The sequence below is a fragment of the Streptomyces sp. NPDC104096 genome (genome assembly GCF_055584385.1).
Map to the genome: position 1 here is coordinate 1 of NZ_JBVJMD010000002.1, position 21067 is coordinate 21067.

Annotated in this window: 12 protein-coding genes; 7 read left to right on the top strand and 5 right to left on the bottom strand. The window is 73.9% G+C overall.

The genetic code is table 11. The features are described 5' to 3' along the window. Positions 1 to 280 precede the first annotated feature (280 nt). Entirely contained in the window at positions 281 to 835 is a 555-nt protein-coding gene (locus ACZ60B_RS02465) for a MarR family winged helix-turn-helix transcriptional regulator (RefSeq protein ID WP_351616058.1), read from the bottom strand. 124 nt (positions 836 to 959) lie between these two features. Here ACZ60B_RS02465 and ACZ60B_RS02470 point away from each other — a divergent pair, with 124 nt between their 5' ends. Next, positions 960 to 2246 (top strand): MFS transporter, encoded by a 1287-nt coding sequence (locus ACZ60B_RS02470; RefSeq protein WP_469383573.1) that lies wholly within the window; start codon positions 960 to 962, stop codon positions 2244 to 2246. Positions 2247 to 2318: 72 nt separating this feature from the next. Here the strand turns inward: ACZ60B_RS02470 and ACZ60B_RS02475 are convergent, their stop codons facing one another. Together ACZ60B_RS02475 and ACZ60B_RS02480 are read right to left on the bottom strand one after the other, a co-directional pair. Continuing rightward, positions 2319 to 3980: an ATP-binding SpoIIE family protein phosphatase gene (locus ACZ60B_RS02475; protein WP_469383574.1), complete on the bottom strand. Its 1662-nt coding sequence runs from the start codon at positions 3978 to 3980 to the stop codon at positions 2319 to 2321. Between the two features lie 241 nt (positions 3981 to 4221). After that, positions 4222 to 5538: an NAD(P)/FAD-dependent oxidoreductase gene (locus ACZ60B_RS02480; RefSeq protein WP_469384064.1), complete on the bottom strand. Its 1317-nt coding sequence runs from the start codon at positions 5536 to 5538 to the stop codon at positions 4222 to 4224. 466 nt (positions 5539 to 6004) lie between these two features. Here ACZ60B_RS02480 and ACZ60B_RS02485 point away from each other — a divergent pair, with 466 nt between their 5' ends. Beyond that, on the top strand, positions 6005 to 6751 hold the full coding sequence (locus ACZ60B_RS02485) for a TetR/AcrR family transcriptional regulator (RefSeq protein WP_469383576.1): 747 nt from the start codon (positions 6005 to 6007) through the stop codon (positions 6749 to 6751). A 965-nt stretch (positions 6752 to 7716) separates the two neighbouring features. Continuing rightward, entirely contained in the window at positions 7717 to 9444 is a 1728-nt protein-coding gene (locus tag ACZ60B_RS02490) for a sigma-70 family RNA polymerase sigma factor (RefSeq protein WP_469384065.1), read from the top strand. A gap of 18 nt (positions 9445 to 9462) precedes the next feature. Here ACZ60B_RS02490 and ACZ60B_RS02495 read toward each other — a convergent pair whose 3' ends face one another. Then, positions 9463 to 12783, bottom strand: coding sequence for an AfsR/SARP family transcriptional regulator (locus ACZ60B_RS02495; protein ID WP_469383578.1), 3321 nt, complete (start codon positions 12781 to 12783; stop codon positions 9463 to 9465). A gap of 258 nt (positions 12784 to 13041) precedes the next feature. Next, positions 13042 to 15144: an asparagine synthase-related protein gene (locus ACZ60B_RS02500; RefSeq protein WP_469383580.1), complete on the bottom strand. Its 2103-nt coding sequence runs from the start codon at positions 15142 to 15144 to the stop codon at positions 13042 to 13044. A gap of 757 nt (positions 15145 to 15901) precedes the next feature. Between ACZ60B_RS02500 and ACZ60B_RS02505 the strand changes: the two genes are divergently transcribed. From ACZ60B_RS02505 to ACZ60B_RS02520, 4 genes are all read left to right on the top strand, one after another. Further along, positions 15902 to 17329: an MFS transporter gene (locus tag ACZ60B_RS02505; RefSeq protein WP_392613729.1), complete on the top strand. Its 1428-nt coding sequence runs from the start codon at positions 15902 to 15904 to the stop codon at positions 17327 to 17329. A 182-nt stretch (positions 17330 to 17511) separates the two neighbouring features. Beyond that, the gene (lhgO, locus tag ACZ60B_RS02510; RefSeq protein ID WP_469384067.1) at positions 17512 to 18693 is read left to right on the top strand and encodes an L-2-hydroxyglutarate oxidase; all 1182 of its coding nucleotides are present in this window, start codon (positions 17512 to 17514) and stop codon (positions 18691 to 18693) included. Between the two features lie 149 nt (positions 18694 to 18842). Continuing rightward, entirely contained in the window at positions 18843 to 19628 is a 786-nt protein-coding gene (trmB, locus tag ACZ60B_RS02515) for a tRNA (guanosine(46)-N7)-methyltransferase TrmB (RefSeq protein WP_469384068.1), read from the top strand. A gap of 104 nt (positions 19629 to 19732) precedes the next feature. Then, positions 19733 to 21049, top strand: coding sequence for a PrsW family intramembrane metalloprotease (locus tag ACZ60B_RS02520; RefSeq protein ID WP_469383582.1), 1317 nt, complete (start codon positions 19733 to 19735; stop codon positions 21047 to 21049). The last annotated feature ends 18 nt before the right edge of the window (positions 21050 to 21067 follow it).

The following is a 21067-nucleotide window of genomic DNA, read 5'->3' on the forward strand; positions in this document are numbered from 1 at the left end:
TGCCTTCCCGGCCGTTGGGCCGTTCCGACGTCCCAAACCTTAGCGGATCTTCCCGGCGATTCCCAATCGACCCGTTCGAGTCGGCCAGAACCCGCCGAACCCCGATATCGAATTCAAATTCGGACACGCCGAAAAGAACCCCGTCGGAGGATCATGCTGATGGTTTGTCGCCGCATCCGCGGCAGGAGACGCCGCCGCAGAACCGATACGGCTCCGTGGCAACCCGGAGAACTATACGCATCCGGCAGGGTGCCGTCAACCGCCCCCTGTCAAGATCTTTTCAGTCGAGGTCGCTGAGCCGACCGCCGGCGTCCGGCTGGGCGTGCTCCACCCTGCGCAGGAGCCTGGTCAGGACCTCGCCGAGCACCGTCCGCTCCTCCGCGGACAGGTCCTGGAGCAGGTCCTCCTCGAAGCCCGACGCCAGGCGCATCGCCTCCAGCCACATGCCACGGCCCTCGGGCGTGAGCTCCACGATCACCCGGACGCGGTTGGACTCGTCGCGCTCCCGGGTCACCAGACCCTCGGTGACCATGCGGTCGATCCGGTGGGTCATCGCGGCCGGGGTCAGGCCCAGGCGCTTGGCCAGATCACTGGGGCCCATTCGATAAGGGGCGCCGGACAGGACGAGGGCCTTGAGGACCTCCCATTCGGCATTGCTGATGCCGAGGGCGGCGGTCTGGCGGCCATAGGCGACGTTCATCCGGCGGTTCAGACGGGACAGCGCCGAGACGATCTTCTCGACCTGGGGGTCGAGGTCCTGGAACTCGCGCTGGTAGGCCGCGATCTGCTCTTCGAGTGTGGGCTCGCCGAGTCGGCCGCCGGGGGTATCGCCCATGTCCGCAGTATGGCACGGGCCGCTTCGCGTCGAAGTCCTTCAACGTGTACTGTTTAGCTTCGAACTTTAGCTTTGAAGTCTTCAGTCCTAACGGCTGGGCTTCGCCAACTCGAAAAAGGTGAACGTGACCAGGGCGATGGGCGCAGCGATGCGCCGGATCCATGTGGGCAACGCACTCAGCGCGTTCGGGCTCGGCTTCACCGTCCCCTACCTGTACGTCTATGTGGCGCAGGTGCGGGGGCTGGGGGCCATGACGGCGGGTCTGGTACTCGCCGTCTTCGCCGTGTCCGCGCTGATCGTGCTGCCGTTCGCCGGACGGGCGATCGTGCGGCGCGGCCCACTGCCGGTCCTGCTCACGGCCCTGGTCACCGCCGCCCTGGGCGCTCTGGGCCTGGGGCTCGCGGGCAACGCGACCGCCGTACTGTGCGCCGCTGTCGCCCTCGGCGCGGGACAGGCCGTGATGCAGCCGGCGCTGGCGACGATGATCGTGGACTGTTCCACGTCCGACACCCGCTCCCGCGCCTTCGCCCTTCAGTTCTTCCTCCAGAACCTCGGGCTCGGGGTCGGCGGTCTCATCGGCGGCCACCTCGTCGACACCACCCGCGTCTCCTCCTTCACCCTGCTGTTCGGCATCGAGGCGGCGGTGTTCCTGCTGCTGGCCGTGGTGATGTCGACGGTGCGGATGCCGCACTCGCCGCGGATCGGGGACGCGCCCGCCCTCGCGGCCCGGGGCGGCTGGAAGCAGTTGCTCGGCAACCGGGCGATGGTGCAGCTGTGCGTGCTGGGCTTCGTCCTGTTCTTCGCCTGTTACGGACAGTTCGAGTCCGGGCTGAGCGCCTACGGCGTGGAGGCGGCGGGGATCTCCCCGTCCGCTCTGGGCACGGCCCTGGCCGCGAACACCGCGATGATCGTGGTCGCGCAGTTCGCCGTGCTGCGGTTCGTCGAGCGCCGACGGCGCTCGCGGGTGATCGCGGCCGTGGGGCTGGTCTGGGCCGTGGCATGGGTCGCGGCCGGGTACGCGGGGCTCGGTCACGGCAGCCAGGAGATGGCGACGGCCGCGTTCGTCTCGACGTACGCGCTGTTCGGGCTAGGGGAGGCGATGCTGTCGCCGACCGTCGCGCCGCTGGTCGCCGATCTGGCCCCGGAGGGCATGGCGGGTCAGTACAACTCGGCGTTCGCCCTGGTCAAGCAGCTGGCGCTGGCGATCGGTCCGGCTGTCGGCGGGCCGATGGGGGCCTCGCTGCACGCGCCGTACGTCGTGACGTTCCTGCTGTTCTCGCTCGGGATCACCGTCCTCGGCGTACGGCTGGGACGGCGGCTGACCGACGTACAGGATCAGCCGTGGCTCGGGCGCGGCCGGGTGGTCGCGCGGGGCGGGGCGCCCGCGGAGCCGGTGGCCGTGGACGTGTGAGACAGATGAGGCGGCGGTCGTCCGGGAGGGCGACCGCCGCTTTTGTCGTCCGTACGGCCGAGTCGGCCGGGCTCAGCCGGTCGGTTCGGCGGCCTTCGGCAGGACGAACTCGCACCAGACCGCTTTTCCGCCGCCCGGTGTCCGTCTACTGCCCCAGTTGGAGGCGATCGTCGCCACGATGGCGATGCCGCGGCCCGACTCGTCGCCGGGTTCCGCGCGGCGGCGGCGGGGCAGGTGGTCGTCGCCGTCGGTGACCTCCACGATGAGGCGGCGGTCGGTGCGGCGCAGACGCAGGCGCATGGGCGGGGTGCCGTGCTGGAGGGAGTTGGCGACGAGCTCGCTGGCCGCCAGGACGCCCAGGTCGTGGAGTTCGGTGGGGAAGCGCCAGCTGGTCAGGACGCCGGAGGCGAAGGCACGCGCGCGGGGTGCCGCCTCGACTCCGCCGAGGAGTTCCAGGGCCGCGTTGCGGAACAGCTCGCTGTCCGCGCCGGTGCGGGCGGGGTGCTGGAGGACCAGGACGGCCACGTCGTCGTCGTGGTCGGCGGTGACGCCCGCCGAGCGGACGAGGCGGTCGCAGACCACCTGGGGGGTGCCGGTCGCACCGGCCAGGGCGCGCTCCAGGGAGGCGATGCCCTCGTCGAGGTCCTCGTCGCGGCGTTCCACCAGGCCGTCCGTGTAGAGGACGGCCGTCGAGCCGGGGCCGAGAGGGATCGAGCCCGAGGCGTGCACCCAGCCGCCCGTGCCGAGCGGGGGGCCGGTCGGCTCGTCGGCGCGCAGGACGGTGCCGTTGTCGCTGCGGACCAGGATGGGCAGGTGGCCGGCGGAGGCGTAGACGAGCCGGCCCTCGTTCGGGTCGTGGACGGCGTACACGCAGGTGGCGATCTGGTTGGCGTCGATCTCCGTGGCGAGGCCGTCGAGGAGCTGGAGCACCTCGTGCGGGGGCAGGTCGAGGCGGGCGTAGGCGCGGACCGCCGTGCGGAGCTGGCCCATGACGGCCGCCGCGCGTACGCCTCTGCCCATGACGTCGCCGATGACCAGGGCCGTGCGGCCGCCGCCGAGCGTGATCACGTCGTACCAGTCGCCGCCGACCGCGGCTTCGGTGCCGCCGGGCTGGTAGGTGGCGGCGATGCGCAGGTCGTCGGGCTCCTCCAGTTCCTGCGGGAGGAGGGAGCGCTGGAGGGTGACGGCGGTCTCGCGCTGGCGGCGCTCGCTGGCGCGCAGGCGTTCGGCGGCCTCGGCGTGGTCGGTGACGTCGGTGGCGAAGACCAGGACGCCGTCGTCGCCGTCGCCGCCCTTGGCGACCGGGGTGCAGGTGAACGTGTAGGAGCGGCCGTCGGGGGCCTTGCGGGACTTCAGCGTGCGGGGCCGGCCGCTGCGCAGGACCTGGTCGAGGAGCGGCAGCAGACCCAGTTCGCGCAGCTCCGGAAGGGCCTCGGCGGCGGGCGCGCCGGGCGGGCGGGTGCCGAAGGCCGTCGTATAGGCGTCGTTGACGTGGGCGAGGCGGTGGTCCGGGCCGTGGACGAGGGCGACGAGGGCGGGGACGCGGTCGAGGACCTCGCGCACCGGGAGTTCGTCGACCACGGGCGCGGTGGGCGGCCCGTCGGTGAGGTGTTCGGCGCGGGCCGCGGGCACGGAGCCGTCGCCCCGCCGGTCCGGGGTGACCTTGTGGTCGGTCCGCGCTGCGGCGCGGCGCTGCGTTCCGGGGAGCCGGGCGCTCCAGCGCGTGAAGTTCACGAATCCTTGCCTCGTGTAGTCGTCGTCGGCCGGCTCCGGACCCGGCCGGGGCTCCGGTGGCCGCGCGGCGGTGGCCGCACATTGTCGCAGCACCGTGAAATGCAGCACTGGGGGAACAGCCTCGTGGGTTCACGGGGCGAGCGGCGGGCTCGCCCGGGGCTCGGGGGTCAGTCTGGCAGGGTGGCCGTCCGGCCCGACATTCGTCAGACGCCGGGATGGCCGGGGAAGTTCCTGAGTCCGGTCAGGACGACCCCTTCGGGTCGTCGGAAGGCTTGCCACCGGCCGCCAGTTCGAACTCCGCACGAGGATGTTCGAGTGAGCCGAGTGAGACGATCTCCCTCTTGAAGAGCCCCGACAGCGTCCATTCGGCGAGCACGCGTGCCTTGCGGTTGACCGTCGGTACGCGGCTGAGGTGGTAGGCGCGGTGCATGAGCCACGCCGGGTAGCCCTTGAGCTTGCGTCCGTATACGTGGGCGACGCCCTTGTGCAGGCCTAGGGAGGCGACCGAGCCGACGTACTTGTGGGAGTACGTCAGCGGTGGCTCGCCGCGCAGGGAGCGGGCGATGTTGTCGGCGAGGACCTTGGCCTGGCGGACCGCGTGCTGGGCGTTGGGGGCGGTCTCCTTGCCGGGCTCCGCCGCGGTGACGTCGGGGACGGCGGCGGCGTCGCCCGCCGCCCACGCGTGCGTGACGCCGTCGACCGTCAGCTCGGCGGTGCACTTCAGGCGGCCGCGCTCGTCGAGCGGGAGGTCGGTGGCGGCGACGACCGGGTGGGGCTTGACGCCGGCCGTCCACACGACCGTGCGGGTCGGGAAGCGCTGGCCGTCGCTGAGTACGGCGACCCGGTCCGCGCACGACTCCAGACGGGTGCCCAGCAGGACCTGGATGTTGCGGCGGCGCAGTTCGGTGACCGTGTAGCGGCCCATGGCCTGGCCGACCTCCGGCAGGATGCGGTCGGAGGCCTCGACGAGGATCCACTTCATGTCCTCGGGCCTGACGTTGTGGTAGTAGCGGGCGGCGTAGCGGGCCATGTCCTCCAGCTCGCCGAGCGCCTCGACCCCGGCGTAGCCGCCGCCCACGAAGACGAAGGTGAGGGCCGCGTCGCGGATCGCGGGGTCACGGGTGGAGGAGGCGATGTCCATCTGCTCGATGACGTGGTTGCGCAGCCCGATGGCCTCTTCGACGGTCTTGAAGCCGATGGCGTAGTCGGCGAGACCCGGAACGGGCAGTGTGCGGGAGACGGAACCCGGGGCGAGGACGAGCTCGTCGTACGTCAGCTGTCGCGGGCCCGTTCCCTCCTCGTCCGTGGCGAGGGTGGTCACCGTGGCGGTGCGCTTGGCGTGGTCGACCGACGTGGCCTCGCCGATGACGATGTGGCAGTGGGGCAGCACCCGGCGCAGCGGTACGACGACGTGACGTGGGGAGATCAGGCCCGCGGCGGCTTCGGGCAGGAACGGCTGATAGGTCATGTACGGATCCGGCGTGACCACCGTGATCTCGGCCTCTCCCCGGCGGAGTTCCTGTTTGAGCTGCCGCTGGAGCCGCAGTGCCGTGTACATCCCGACGTAGCCGCCGCCGACAACGAGAATGCGCGCACGTTCCTTCACCGTCCCATGACGCACCCCCCGCCGGAGTTTGTCCACAGGCCCGGCAAATTGTGTGACCGCGCGTCCGAGCTGCCCCGAGTTGGCCGGATCGCCGGAGTTCGGAGAAGGTGCGCAGGTCAGGGGATGTGCGCCGGGGGCCGTAAGGGGTGGATTCAGGACGTATACGGCCCGTACTCCGATCGGGGGGCGCTCCGTGCGGAACCTGCCCCTTCTGAATTGACTCCCACTCAACTATGTTCGTGTATCGACGGGGTGCAAGGGGAGGCGCGCACCGGGCTCGCCGGGGCCGGCCGGTCCGAGAGGGCCGACGGGATTCCCGCAGGGCGGGGCCGGGCGCACGAGGCCTGTCCGTACGCTCCGGCAATTTCGATGGCGGGGAGAGTCTCCGGGGGGAGACGTCATTACCGGGGGATCACTTATGCACATTCAGGACTCTCATTGGTCGTCCGCATCCACGCTCGCCCCCGCGGCGAGCAACGGACGCGGGGACGCAGCGCGCACCACGCCGCTGCGTGTGGACGCACAGCGCAATCTCGAACACGTACTGCGGGCGGCCCGCGAGGTCTTCGGCGAGCTGGGGTACGGCGCGCCGATGGAGGACGTGGCGCGGCGTGCCCGGGTCGGGGTCGGCACCGTGTACCGGCGCTTCCCGAGCAAGGACGTCCTGGTGCGGCGGATAGCCGAGGAGGAGACCTCCCGGCTGACCGACCAGGCCCGTACGGCGCTCGGGCAGGAGGACGAGCCGTGGTCGGCGCTCTCGCGCTTCCTGCGCACCTCGGTGGCCTCGGGTGCCGGGCGGCTGCTGCCTCCGCAGGTCCTGCGGGTCGGGGTCGCCGACGAGCAGGCCGACTCCGGTGCGCTCGACGACACCCGGGTGCCCGCGCAGCGGACGCAGCCGGACGAGGGTGAGCTGCGGCTGGTGTCCGAGGACCTCGGGGCCGGCGCGGTCGACGACGCCGGGGCGGCGGCGCTGCTGGAGGTCGTGGGCCGGCTCGTGGAGCGGGCGCGGGCCGCGGGCCAGCTGCGTACGGACGTGTCGGTGTCGGACGTACTGCTGGTGATCGCGACGGCGGCGCCCTCGCTGCCGGACGCCGCGCAGCAGGCGGCGGCTTCGGCGCGGCTGCTGGACATCCTGCTGGAGGGGCTGCGGTCCCGGTCGGCGTGAGTACGCAACGGGGGATCCTGCCGGGCTTCGGCCCGGCGGGTGACCCGTGGAGGTGGTGCGGGGCGCGAGGCGCTGGGCGCGCGGCCTTGTTCTGGGGCAGTCTGCCCGCCCGGCTGTCCGGCTGTCCGAGCGGGGGAGCCGGCGACTCGGCTGCTCAGCTCTGCGGTGAGGCGGTCGAGTCGGGTATTCGGTTGAACATCCCCCGTTCGGGTGAGAGTTAGTACCGATTGGCGAAAGATCCCCACGGACGAGTGGATGCCCTGAATCGCAGGGTCCCGGCCGAGGCCGCCGTGGCACTCTGACGCGGTGGTCGGGACTGGCGGTGCAGGCGGCGGGGGCTTTCCGCGATGAGCGTTGACGGGCGGGACGAGGCACGCGAAGACGGTGACGCGCAGACCGACGGTCTGGCCGCGCCGCAGGTGCCGGCCCAGGGCGGCCGGACCGACGTGCCACCGGGCCGCGGCCCGGCCTCAGCCGAGGGCACGAGCCCGACTCCGCGGCAGGGCGGCCCCTCGACTCCCACGGAGAGCCGAGTCCGCGCTCCGGGCGAGAGCCGTGTCCCGGCTCCGGGCGAGGACGTAGGTCCGACGCCATCGCAGGGCGGTCCTTCGACTCCCGCCGAGAGCCGAGTCCCCCCTCCGGGCGAGAGCCGTGTCCCGGCTCCGGGCGAGGGTACGGGTGCGACGCCGCCGCAGGACGGCTCCCCGACTCCCACGGAAGGCCGTGGCCCCGCCTCGGTCGAAGGCCGTGGCGGGGCCACGGCGAAAGGCCATCGCCCCGCTTCGGTGGAAGGTCGCCTTCCGGTCCCGGGAGGAAGCGGGGTCCCGGTTTCCGGTGAGGGCACTGTTCCGGCGCAGCGTGATCGGCGCGTGGACGGGGCTCTTCCGCCTCAGGAACTGCCACCTCATACGCGGCCGCCGCTGTTCGTGGAGCTGCCGCCGGCCGACGCCGAGCTGATCGACCGGATGCGGGCGGGCGACGACACGGCCTACGAGGAGCTCTACCGGCGCCACTCGGGCGCCGTGCGCCGGTACGCGCGCACCTGCTGCCGGGACGCCCACACCGCCGAGGACCTCACCGCCGAGGTCTTCGCCCGCATGCTCCAGGCGGTGCGCGGCGGTTCCGGCCCCGAGTACGCCGTGCGCGCCTATCTGCTCACCTCCGTCCGCCGCGTCGCCGCGCACTGGACGCGGTCGGCGAAACGGGAACAGCTCGTGGACGACTTCGCGGTGTTCGCCGCCGGGTCGGCCCGCCCCGCGGACATGTCCGACGACGACACGCTGGAGCTGGGTGCCGACGTCCGCGCGCTGCACGAGGCCGAGCAGTCCATGGCCATGCGGGCCTTCCGGTCACTGCCCGAGCGATGGCAGGCCGTGCTGTGGCACACCGAGGTGGAGAACGAGTCGCCGAGCCAGGTCGCCACGCTCTTCGGGCTCGACGCCAACGGCACGCGCGTGCTCGCCAGCCGCGCCCGGGAGGGCCTCAAGCAGGCCTATCTCCAGGCCCACGTCAGCACCGCCCTCGCCGGCGACGAGGAGTGCGCCCGCTACACCGACCAGCTCGGCACCTACGCCCGTCGCAAACTGCGCACCCGCGCCGAGCGGGGGTTGCGCAAGCACCTGGAGGAGTGCGCCAGGTGCCGACTGGCCGCGACGCAGATCGAGGAGGTCGCCAGCGGCATCCCCGCGGTGGTGCCGATCGCCGTCCTCGGCTGGTTCGGCGCCGCCGGGTACGCCAAGGCGCTCGGGCTCATCGCCGGTGGAGCGGGAACGGCAGGCGCGGCCGGAGCGGCAGCCGCGAGCGGCGGGGCAGCAGCCGCGAGCGGCGGGGCGGCAGCCGCGAGCGGCGGCTCGTCCGGCGGGGCCGGGGCGGGCGCGGTGGCGTCGGAGGCGCTGGGCGCGCCCGTGAAGGCGGGTATCGCGGCCGGGGTGGTCGCCGTGGTGGCGGCCGCGGTGGCCCTCGCGCTCGTCGGCCAGGACAGTCCCGCGAAGAAGCCCGAGGCCGCGGCACGGCCCTCCTCCGCTCCGGCGGTCGCACCGGAACCGTCCGTCACGCCCGCGCCGTCGAAGAAGCCGCCCGCGGCCGAGCCGGTGGTGCTGGTGCCGACGCCCACCCCGCCCCCGGCGCCCACCGCCGAGCCGAAGCCGACCGCCACCCCTGCTGCTCCGGCCCGCCCGGCCCCGACGCCGACGGAAGCGGAGCAGGAGCCGGAGCCGGAACAGCCCCCGGCGCCCACACCGACCCCGACACCGCCTCCCCCGGCCGTGTACCGGTGGAGCGAGCTGACGTACGACGTCGGTGGCGACGGCTCCGCGCCGGAGATGCGGCTCGGTGAGAGCAGCTGGGTGTGGCAGCGCTCCGGCCTGTCGATCGCCGGCAGGCGGTACCCGACCGGCGTGAGCGTGCACGGCAGTTCCTCCGTCACCATCGACCTCAACCGCGCCTGCTCCGCCTACGACGCGTTGGTCGGCGTCGACGACAGGGCCCTGGGTCTCGGTGCGGTCCGCTTCTCCGTCTACGCCGACGAGGTGCGCCTGTGGAGGTCCGCGACGGTCCGGGGCGGCGAGACGGCCGTGCCCGTCCATGTCGACCTCTCGGGGCGCCACACCGTACGGCTCGTGGTGGAACCGCGCGGGCCGCTCGGCTCCGTGGCGCCGGCGGACTGGGCGGAGTCGCGATTCACGTGCTCGTAGGAGTGCGAGGTGCGGGGCTCACGGGACTCGTGAGCCGAGTTCGTCCAGGACGTCGGAGACGGTGAGGCGGGCGCCCCGGGTGCGCTCGGCGTCGTACGGGCCGGCGCCCAGGGCCTCGCGGGCGGCCGCCTGGATCCGGTCGGCCTCGGCGCGTTCCGGCATGAGCCGGGGATGGCCGCCGCGCCAGTGGTCGGCCGCGGCCAGCAGCCGCACCGCGTGCGCGTGGTCGCCGAGCCGGGCCAGCAGGTCCGACGCCAGATCCGCCAGCGCCGACAGGATCATCTCGGAACACCGCGTCTCCACGGCCACGCGCAGGGTGTCGGCCAGCATCGGCAGGGCGCGCTCCGGGCCCTGCTCGTCGGCCGTGACCATGGCGTCGAGCGCGTCCAGCATCGCCAGGAACTGTGGCGGCGGGGTGGCCCGGCCCGTCTCCGCGCGGGCCGCGTCGCACAGCTCGCGGGCGCGTGCGAAGTCCCCGTCGGTCAGGCTGAGCAGAGCCCGCAGCAGCAGGACGTAGGCGCGGGAGTCGGACACCCCGTACCGGTCGGCCGCCTCGGTGGCCTCGTCCAGGCCGGCCAGGGCGCCCGGCCGGTCTCCGGAGCGGTAGGAGATCTCCGCGAGCCGCGCGACGAGGAACGGCGACTCGGCGTACGCGCCGACCTCGCGGGCGAGCCGCAGCGCCTCCTCGTACTCGCCCCTGGCCTCCTCGAACCGGCCGCGCACCATCGCCGCCTCGCCGGCCACGCTGCACACCTGGGCCCGCATCCAGCGGTCGCCGACCCGCCGGCTGAGCGTCCGCAGCTCCGCCACGTCGCCGTCGACGCCCCGCAGGTTGCCCGGGGTGTCGACGACGAGGTGCGTACGGAACATCAGAGCGACCCCGATCTCCCAGTCACCGCCGTGGAGGCGCGCGTTGTCGACCGCCCGGTCCATGGCGGAGCGGACGTCGGCCGGACCGGACAGGGCGTACGTCGTGATCGGCCAGACGAGACCCGGCATGCGGGCCGACGCGGGACCGCCCGCCCTGAAGACGTCCTGCACCCGGGTGACATACCGCGCGAACCGTTCGTTCAGCAGCAGATGCACCGGCTCGGACTCGATCGTCAGGAAGAGGTGCAGCATCCGGACGTCCATCCGCAGCGCCCGCAGCGGGTGGTCTTCCTCCCCGTCCGGCGAGGAGAGGTAGACCTCGACCGGGTCGACGGAGTCGAGCGGGGGCAGGACGGTCGGCGCACCGTCCGCGGTGTCCAGGGCGGCCCCCAGGCGCAGGACGCGGTCAAGGTATCCCGTGGCCTCGTGGCGGTAGTTGCGCAGCCACCAGAACCAGCCCATGGCGAGGACGAGGGTCCCCGCCTCGGACTCGTCGGCGGCGGCCAGGGACCGGTCCAGCGCGGTGCGGATGTTGTCGAGCTCGGCCTCCAGCCGGGAGATCCACACGAGTTGCTCGGCGGAGCGCAGCAGCGGTTCGGCCCGCTCGGCCAGTTCGCGCGCCCAGGTCCGGTGGGCGCGCTCGGCGGCGGCGCGCAGTCCGGGTACCTCGGCGGCGCGTTCGGTGGCGTACTCGTGGATGGTCTCCAGCATGCGGTACCGCATGCCCGCGGTGCCGTCGTCCCGCTGCCACGGGGTGGCGACGACCAGGGACTTGTCGACCAGCGCCCCGGTGAGTTCGGCGACCGGTCCGCCGCAGACGGCCTCCGCGGCCTCCAGGTCCCAGCCGCCGGCGAACACGGACACCTCGCGCAGCAGGGTCCGCTCGGGTTCGTCGAGGAGGTCCCAGGACCAGTCGACGACGGCCCGGAGGGTCTGCTGGCGGGGCAGGACCGTACGGCTGCCGGAGGTGAGGAGGCGGAAGCGGTCGTCGAGGCGGTCGGCGATCTGCCGGGGGGTGAGCAGGCGCAGCCGGGCCGCGGCCAGTTCGATCGCGAGCGGCAGCCCGTCCAGCCGGCGGCAGATCTCCGCGACGGCCCGCGTGTCACGGAGTACGGCGTCGGAGTCGGGACGGACGGCGGCTGCGCGCTCCGTGAAGAGGCGGTGTGCCTGGTCGGGGACGAGCGGCTCGACCGGTCGCACGGACTCGCCGGGGACTCCCAGGGGTTCACGGCTGGTGGCGAGGATCGTGAGTCCCGGGCAGCGGGTCAGCAGCGTCTCCGCGAGGGCGGCGGCCGCGCCGATGACGTGTTCGCAGTTGTCGAGGATCAGGAGCTGGCCGCGCGGGGCGCAGTGCTCCACCAGCAGGGCGACGGGGTCGTCCTGCTGGGCCGCCAGTTCGTTGGTCATGAGCACGGTCTCGCGCAGACCGAGGGCACTGACCACCGCGCCCGGCACCGCCTCCGGCCGGTCGAGCGGTGCCAGTTCGACCAGCCACGCCTCCGGCAGGCCGGCGGCGGCCTCCTCGGCGAGACGGGTCTTCCCGGAGCCGCCCGGTCCGGTGAGGGTGACGAGACGGGCCCTGTGCAGGTCGGAGCGGATCGCGGCGAGTTCGGGTTCCCGGCCGACGAAACTCGTCAGCCGGGGCCGGATGTTGCCGGTGCGCCGGGCCGGCCGGGGCTCGGGTTCCGGCCGGGGCACGGGTTCCGGCCGGGGCACGGGTTCCGGCCGCGCGCCGTCCGCTGCCGGGAGCGTCGGGTGCAGCAGTTCGTCGTGCAGGGCGCGCAGTTGCGGTCCGGGGTCGGTGCCGAGTCCGTCGGCCAGGGCGCGGCGGGCGTGCTCGTACGCGGCGAGGGCGTCGGCGGTGCGGCCGGTGTCGCGCAGGGCGTGCACGAGGAGGGCGTGCAGGGCCTCGTCGTACGGGTGCGCCGCGGTCAGTTCCCTCAGCTCCGGTACGACCTCGTGGGCGCGGCCGAGCCGCAGGCTCGCCTCGGCGCGGGCCCTGGTCGCCTCCAGGCGCAGGGCTTCGGGCCGGGTCGCGGCGGCGGCGCGGTCGGGGAGGTCGGCGAGGGCGGGTCCGCGCCACAGGGCGAGGGCCTCGTCCAGGGCGCGGACGGCGCCGGGGGCGTCGTCGCGGGCCAGGGCGTCGGTGCCGTCCCGTACGAGCCGCTCGAAGACGAAGACGTCCACGTCGCTCGCGGGTACGGCGAGCCGGTAGCCGCCGGGTTCCGAGGTGACGGCGTCCCGGCCGAGCGCCCGGCGCAGCCGGCCGATCAGGGCCTGGAGCGCGGCGGGCGCGTCCTGGGGCGGGTCGTCCGTCCAGACCTCGTCGATGAGGGTCTCCGGGAGGGTGACGCGACCCGGTCGCAGGGCGAGGGCGGTGAGCAGGGCCCGCAGGCGGGGGCCGCCCAGGGGTACGACACCGCCGTGGTCGTCCTCCGCCTGGGTGACCCCCAGGATTCTGTACCGCACCGGGTCATTGTCCCTGGTGGGCCGGTGAGGGGCACGGGGTTTGCCGGGCCGCGTGGGAAGGGTGGTGCGGTGGCCGCCCGCTCTCCGTGCCCCCGCTCCGCGCCGCACGCACCCGCCCGGCGTCGCACGCACCGGTGCCCACGCCCGTGCGCCTGCACGCGCCCGTGCCCTCGACGACGGCACGCGCGCGTGCCCTCGCCATGCCGACGCACCGACGCACCCATGCCCTGGGCCGCACCGCACGCGCGCGTGCGTCGGCTACGTCAGGCCCCGGGCTCCCCGTACCGGTTCCACCGCCGGGATCACCCGGGTGATCCCGGCCGGTACCGCACGCGCGCGGGCCGGTGTCCCCGTCCAGCAGGTGCCCCGGCGGGCCAGCAGGCGGCGCAGCCACAGTTCCAGGGAGACCAGGTCGGCGAGGCCGTCGAGGGGGAGCGGCTCGCCGGCCGCGGCGCCGCGCAGGGCCTTGCGCACGACGCGCGCCTCGACGATCCCGGCCTGCGCCAGCAGGGGCGTGTCGAACAGTTCCATCAGCGGGCCCGCGGCCACCCGCAGTCCCGTGCGCGTGGCGGCGGCCGCCGACGCGTGGGAGGGGGCGCCCCAGCCGGGCGGGAGGTCGGCGATGCCCGCGCCCTTGAGGACCGTGCGCAGGATCTCGGCGCGGGCGCCGGGCCGTACCCGCAGGGTCTCCGGGAGGGTGCGGCAGGCGCGGACGACCTGGTTGTCGAGGAACGGCGCGTGCAGGCGCTGGAAGCGGATCTCGACGGCCTGCTCCAGGATGCGCAGGTCCGCCGCGTGCCGGGCGAGGGCGGTCCGCGCGCGGAAGTCGCCGGGGCGCTGGCCCGGCCCGCCCCCGGCGCGGTTCGTCGCCCCCTGGAGGCGGACCGACACGTCGGCGAGGGCCTCGCCGGTCAGCCAGCGGGCCGCCGGCCCCGGTCTGGCCCAGGCGAGGGCGGCGAGCGACGCCTCCGCGGCTCCGCCGGGCTCGTCGAAGCGGCGCTGGAGCAGGCGCTCGGCGAGGCCCTCGACACCCGCCCGGTACGGGGTGCGCGCCAGCCGTCGGGCGGCGCCGTACACGCGCGCGGGGACCAGCACCGAGCCGTCCGCCTTGGCCAGCGCGGCGACGGGGCGTACGAGGTGGCGCCGTTTGCGGTCCATCAGCAGGTCCGCCAGGCGGGCCGGGTGGGCGTCCAGGACCTGGCGGGCGCCGTACCCGGTGAAGTGGTCCGCGCTGCCGGAGGCGAGCCGGGCGCGGTGGCGGGCGGCCGTCACCAGGCACTGGCCGGGTTCGTCGGTCAGCGGGCCGTCCAGGTCGGCGTACGGCAGGGTCTCCTCGCCGCCCGCCACCACCACGTGGTGCAGTCGCGGGTTGGCCGCGAGCGTTCCCGCGCGTTCCACCTCGGCCTCCCGGCCGGCGGACGCCAGGTCGTTGAAGGTGACCGCCAGCAGACGCTCCCCCGCGCCGGTGCCGTGCCCCAGGACGGTCCCCGGCATGCCGGGCAGTCCGGCGGCCAGCAGCGCCAGGGTGCTGGAGGCGGGTCCGCCGGACAGGTCCGCGCCGATGCCGGGTACCGGCATCCCGCGCGCGGCACGCCGTTCGGCCGGACCCATGCCGGGCACCGGCCCGGGGTCGATGTCGGCGCCGGGGACGTGCCGGGGGGCGGCCAGCCGGGTCCGCACGGCCTCGACGAGCGCGTCGCGGACCGCGTCGACGGCGCTGTCCGGGTCGACCGGGGGCGCGGCCACGGCGAGGGAGGCGACCGGTTCGTAGCCCGCGACCTCGCGCGCTCCGGCGCGCAGGATCAGCGCGTGCCCGGGCGGAATGCGCCGGACGCCGGCGTAGGGGGTGGAGTCGTCCAGGGCGGCGGGGACGTCGGGCGCGGCCAGGAGGGCGGCGAGGTGTCCGAAGTCGAGGTTGGCCTCGATGAGGTCCGCGAGCGGCAGTGCGGCCGTGGCGTACGCCGTGCCGTTGGCCCACGGGGTGTAGAACACCGGCCGGGCGCCCGCGAGATCGCCGCAGACGGTGACCCGGCGGCCGACCTGGACGACGGCGGTGTAACTGCCCGGCCAGGCCGTCAGATGCCGAAGTGCCCCGCCGCGCGCGGTGAGCAGGCCGAGCCGCAGCTCCTCGTCGCTCGCGCCGCAGATGCCGAGGACCGCGATCCGGGTCTGGGGGTCGGCCTGGACCGTGCGGACCTCGTCCGGGCGCCAGTCGCCGACCGCCCACAGCGGATCGGGGTCGCCCCACAGGAGCTGGGAGCCCACCGGGTGCACGGTCTCGCCGTCGTATCCGGTGGCGCCCGCGGAGCCGATGCCGGCGGTCCCCGCGGCGGTGCTGCTCCATCCCACCAACCACCGCATGGACGCCTCCACAGGCTGTGGACAACCAGTGCACCGCACGAACGGTTCACATGCTGCCACGAAGAACGCGTCACAGAGAGGCGACGGAGCCGCTTACGGGCAGGGGAATGCGCCCCCGCACCGGTGTCCGCACCCCGCGAACACCCGTACGCGGTACGGGATCCGCGCCGTGGCGGCGATTCGTCCTCGCCGTGTCCACCACGCGTCCTCGGCACCTCGACGTCGCCACCTGCGACGCGAATGCGCCCCCTGCACGCTCCCCAAAAACACCCCGCGCGCCGTCAATTTCCATGGTGAGAGCGGAAATGACCCGCCGGGCACCGGGTCGATTTTCAGCCAAATAACGAAAGGGCCACGGGCGTTGGAGCGCGCTCGCACACGCTCCGTACAGGCCCCGCCGTCCGTCGGCGGCCGCGCAGCCCGGGAGGCGGAGCTCGCCTCCCGGACCGTTCCGCCGCCCGCGGGGATGAAGGCGGCGGTGTCCCCCAGCCCACTGGATCCAGTACAGCGGGCCGACCCACGCACGGCCCATGGAACCGCTCCCGCGATGGCCGGAGAAGAGCGCACGCGCAGGCGCACGGCCACACAACGGGAGCACGCCGCAACGGTGCGTACAGGGACCGTACTTCAGTGCGGACCACAATCCCGCCATCCGGAAGAATGCCCCTTAACGCTTGGGATGCGGCGAACTACGCTGGGTTTACGAATGCCGCATGGTTATGCCAGCGCGGCAGCCGTCTGTGTCGAGGGGTGGCGCATGTCCAGGGAGCAACGCGGGCCGAACGAAAAACTCGGCACCGTTCTCGCCCTCGCGGGAATCAGCAACGCAGGACTCGCGCGTCGCGTCAACGATCTCGGCGCTCAACGCGGGTTGACTCTTCGCTACGACAAGACGTCGGTGGCGCGCTGGGTGTCGAAGGGCATGGTGCCCCAGGGCGCCGCGCCGCACCTGATCGCGGCCGCCATCGGGCAGAAGCTCGGCCGCCCGGTGCCGCTGCACGAGATCGGTCTGGCCGACGCCGACCCCGCACCCGAGGTGGGCCTCGCCTTCCCCCGGGACGTCGGGCAGGCGGTGCGGTCGGCGACCGAGCTCTACCGACTCGACCTCGCGGGGCGCCGGGCCGGCTCCGGCGGAATCTGGCAGTCGCTGGCCGGCTCGTTCGCGGTGAGCGCGTACGCGACGCCCGCCTCCCGGTGGCTGATAACCCCGGCCGACAGTTCGGTCGCGCGCGAGGTGAACCCTGCCGAGGGGTCCGGCGCACCGCTCAAAGTCGGCCACAGCGACGTGCAGAAACTGCGGGAGGCCGCGGAGGACGCCAGGCGCTGGGACTCCAAGTACGGAGGCGGCGACTGGCGTTCGTCGATGGTGCCGGAGTGCCTGCGGGTGGAGGCGGCCCCGCTGCTGCTCGGCTCGTACTCCGACGAAGTCGGCAGGGCGCTGTTCGGGGCGAGTGCCGAGCTCACCCGGCTCGCCGGGTGGATGGCCTTCGACACGGGCCAGCAGGAGGCCGCCCAGCGCTACTACATCCAGGCCCTGCGCCTGGCCCGGGCGGCCGCCGACGTCCCCCTCGGGGGCTATGTCCTGGCCTCCATGTCCCTCCAGGCGACCTACCGGGGCTTCGGCGACGAGGGCGTCGACCTCGCGCAGGCCGCGCTGGAGCGCAACCGGGGCCTGGCCACCGCCCGCACCATGAGCTTCTTCCGGCTGGTCGAGGCACGCGCGCACGCGCGCGCCGGGGACGCCCAGGCGGCCGGCACGGCGCTGAAGGCGGCCGAGAGCTGGCTGGAGCGCTCCCGGGACGGCGACAACGACCCCTCCTGGCTGGGCTTCTACTCCTACGACCGCTTCGCCGCCGACGCGGCCGAGTGCTATCGCGACCTGAAGGCGCCGCGCCAGGTACGCCGCTTCACCGAGCAGGCGCTGTCGAAGCCGACGGAGGAGTTCGTGCGTTCGCACGGCCTGCGCCTGGTCGTCTCGGCCGTCGCCGAGCTGGAGTCGGGCAACCTCGACGCGGCGTGCGAGCAGGGCGTGCGGGCGGTGGAGGTCGCCGGGCGCATCTCCTCGGCGCGCACCACCGAGTACGTGAAGGATCTGCTGCACCGGCTGGAGCCGTACGGCGACGAACCACGCGTGGTCGAGCTGCGCGAGCGGGCGCGGCCGCTGCTGATGATGGCTCCGGCCTGAGTCCGCGACACACGCGGGCGCCTCCCGGGTTTGAGGGCGTTGTCAGTGGCGCAGTGCACTATCGGAGCCGGGAGGTGGTGCAGGTGCGGGAGATCGCCCACGACGGTCACGGCGGGTCCGACGCCCACGACGGTCACGGCGAGTACGCCGGTCCCGGCGGGTACGGCGCGTACGACTGCGACGTGCTCGTGATCGGCGGCGGGATCGTCGGGCTGTCGACGGCGTACGCGATCACGCGCGCCGCGCCGGGCACCCGGGTGACGGTGCTGGAGAAGGAGCCCGGCCCGGCCCGGCACCAGAGCGGGCGCAACAGCGGTGTCGTCCACAGCGGGATCTACTACCGGCCCGGCTCCCTCAAGGCCAGGTACGCGGTGCGCGGCGCCGCCGAGATGGTCAAGTTCTGCACGGAGTACGGCATCGCGCACGCGGTGACCGGCAAGCTGATCGTCGCCACCGGCCGCGAGGAACTCCCCCGGCTGCACGCGCTGGTCCAGCGCGGCCGGGAGAACGGCATTCCGGTGCGGGAGCTGGGCGCCGCCCAGATCACGGAGTACGAGCCCGAGGTGCGGGGCCTGGCCGCCATCCACGTCGGCACGACGGGCGTGTGCGACTTCGGGGCGGTCGCCCGCCGGCTGGCCGAGGCCTCCGGAGCGGAGATCCGCTACGGGGCGCAGGTCGTACGGATCGACCGGCGGCCGGAGCGGGGGGTCGCCGTGCGGACCGCGCGCGGGGACATCGTGCGAGGGCGGGTGCTGGTCAACTGCGCCGGACTGCACTGCGACGAGGTGGCCCGGCTGACCGGGGACGAGCCCGAGGTGCGGATCGTGCCGTTCCGGGGCGAGTACTACGAGCTGGCGCGGCCGGAACTGGTGCGGGGACTGGTCTATCCGGTGCCCGATCCGGCGTTCCCGTTCCTCGGGGTGCACCTCACCCGCGGGATCGACAGGGAGGTCCACGTCGGGCCCAACGCGGTGCCGGCGCTGGCCCGCGAGGGGTACGGCTGGGGGGTCGTACGACCCCGGGACCTGGCCGGTACGGCGGCCTGGCCCGGAACCTGGCGGATGGGCCGACGGCACTGGCGGTACGGCGTGGGCGAGCTGCGCAGATCGGTGTCCAAGCGGGCGTTCGTGCAGGCGGTGCGCAGGCTGCTGCCGGAGGTGACCGAACGGGATCTCGTGCGGGCGGCGCCGGGGGTGCGGGCCCAGGCCGTGCTGCGGGACGGGACGCTGGTGGACGACTTCCTGATCCGGGAGGGCGCGCGGGCCGTGCATGTGCTGAACGCGCCCTCGCCCGCGGCGACGGCCTCGCTGCCGATCGGACGGGAGGTGGCCCGCAGGGCGCTGACCGTACTGGGCTCGGTGTGAGGACGGGCACCGCACCGGCGCGGACGGCCGCCCCGGCCGGGGCTCTCGTCGGGCGCCGTAAAATCGACTCCACTGTGTCTGAGCTGAACACCTCCCCCGAAGCGCCCCGGTCCGCCCCCGACGCACATCGGCACCGGTCCGGCCCCGATGTGCCCGAACGGCCCGCCCGGCCGAAGGGGGAGCCCCGCTTCCCCGACGGCCCCCAGGCCGATCCCGCCGGGTCGCACTTCGAGCGGCGGATCCGCAGCTTCCAGCCGCGGCGCAGCCGGGTGACCACGGGACAGGCGGACGCGTTGCAGCGGCTGTGGTCCCGGTGGGGCCTCGACATCGACGGGCAGCGCGTCGTCGACCTCGGCGAGCTGTTCGGCAACGGTGACCCGGTGGTGCTGGAGATCGGTTTCGGGATGGGCGAGGCGACCGCGCAGATGGCCGCCGCCGACCCGGACACCAACGTGCTCGCCGTGGACGTGCACACCCCGGGCCAGGGCAACCTGCTCAACCTGGCCGACCACCACGGGCTGTCCAACGTCCGGGTGGCCAACGGGGACGCCATCATCCTGCTGCGCGAGATGCTCGCCCCCGACTCCCTCGCCGGGCTGCGCGTCTACTTCCCCGACCCGTGGCCCAAGAAGCGACACCACAAGCGGCGGTTGATCCAGCCGGAGTTCCTCGACCTCGCCGCGACCCGGCTGCGGCCCGGCGCGGTCGTGCACTGCGCCACCGACTGGGAGCCGTACGCCGAGCAGATGCTCGAGGTGCTCGACGCGCACCCCGACTTCGAGAACACCCGTGCCGACGGCGGTTTCTCGCCCCGTCCCGCGTTCCGGCCCGTGACCCGTTTCGAGGGCCAGGGACTGGACAAGGGACATGTCGTGAACGATCTGCTCTTCCGTCGCGTACAGCACCGCGAACCGCAGGAGCGGCGGCCGTCGTAGGCACGGCGGCCGTGGCGGCCGTGGTGGACACGGCCGCCACGGCCGCCGGGCCGGCGGCACAAAAGGAACAGCAGGACCAGCTCTCCCTCGTTAGGGTCAATGCCGTGGCGACCGTTCCCCCGTATCCGACGCACCCCTTCGGCCCCGCCGGAGGCGGGGTCCGGCACCCACGCTGGTGGCAGCGCACAGGGGTGCGGTACGGCGCCGTGATCACTTTGCTGGCGCTCTCCGGACTCGTCATCCTGGCGCTGGTGCGCCGTCAGACCGGCACGGAGGGATTCCTGGTCGGTCTCGGACTCGCGGTCCTGCCGGTGCCGTTGCTCGTCACCGCCTTCCGCTGGCTGGACCGGGTCCAGCCGGGCCCCTGGCGCAACCTGCTGTTCGCCTTCGCCTGGGGCGCCTGCGCGGCGGCGCTGATAGCGATCGTCGCCAACAGCTTCGCGACCGAGTGGATCGCGACGGCGACGGCGGATCCGTCGGGCGCCGACACCCTCGGCGCGACCGTGATAGCGCCCGTGGTCGAGGAGTCCGCCAAGGCCGCCGCCGTGCTGCTCGTCTTCCTCTTCCGCAGAAGGGACTTCACCGGCATCGTCGACGGGGTCGTCATAGCCGGGGTGACCGCGACCGGCTTCGCGTTCACCGAGAACATCCTCTATCTCGGCACCGCCTTCGGCACCGACCAGCTCAGCGGGGACCGGGGCATCGCCTCCGTCACCGCGGCGACCTTCTTCGTCCGCGTCATCATGTCGCCGTTCGCGCACCCCCTGTTCACCGTCCTCACCGGCATCGGCTTCGGCCTCGCCGCGCTCTGCTCGGACCGGCAGCGCGTGCGCCGGGTGCTGCTGCCGCCGTGCGGACTGCTGCTCGCGATGGGCATGCACGCGTTCTGGAACGGCTCCGCGACCTTCGGCGAGTACGGGTTCTTCGCCGTGTACGGGCTGTTCATGGTGCCCGCGTTCGGCCTGCTGACCTGGCTGGTGATCTGGACGCGCCAACGCGAACTGCGGACCGTGTACGAGGAGTTGCCCGCGTACGTCGCCGCGGGCTGGCTCAGCCCGGCCGAGCCGTACGCGCTCGGCTCGATGCGGGCCCGGCGGCTGGCCCGCGAGTACGCCGGGCACCACCTCGGCAAGCCGGCCGAGCGGACGGTGGCGGAGTACGAGACTTACGCGACCTCGCTGGCGGCCCTGCGGCGCAGGGGACGCAGGGGCCGGGCCGGCAGCGACTTCGTCGTACGGGAGCGGGAACTGCTGCACCAGCTGTGGCGGCGCCGGGAGGTCGCGCGGCCCGCGCTGGACTACGCGGCGCGGGCGACGGCACCGCCGGTACCGGTGATGGTGCCGACGCCTCCCCCGGCGGCCTGGCCTGCGTACGGCTATCCGGCGGCCGCGTACCCCGCCTACAACCCGTACCGGTCCTAGCCCCGGGGCAGCCGGGGA

Coding starts and splice junctions, on each gene's coding strand:
- ACZ60B_RS02465 (WP_351616058.1), bottom strand. CDS start 835: ATGGGCGATACCCCCGGCGGCCGACTCGGCGAGCCCACACTCGAAGAG.
- ACZ60B_RS02480 (WP_469384064.1), bottom strand. CDS start 5,538: ATGTACACGGCACTGCGGCTCCAGCGGCAGCTCAAACAGGAACTCCGC.
- ACZ60B_RS02485 (WP_469383576.1), top strand. CDS start 6,005: ATGCACATTCAGGACTCTCATTGGTCGTCCGCATCCACGCTCGCCCCC.
- ACZ60B_RS02490 (WP_469384065.1), top strand. CDS start 7,717: ATGCGGGCGGGCGACGACACGGCCTACGAGGAGCTCTACCGGCGCCAC.
- ACZ60B_RS02500 (WP_469383580.1), bottom strand. CDS start 15,144: ATGCGGTGGTTGGTGGGATGGAGCAGCACCGCCGCGGGGACCGCCGGC.
- ACZ60B_RS02505 (WP_392613729.1), top strand. CDS start 15,902: ATGTCCAGGGAGCAACGCGGGCCGAACGAAAAACTCGGCACCGTTCTC.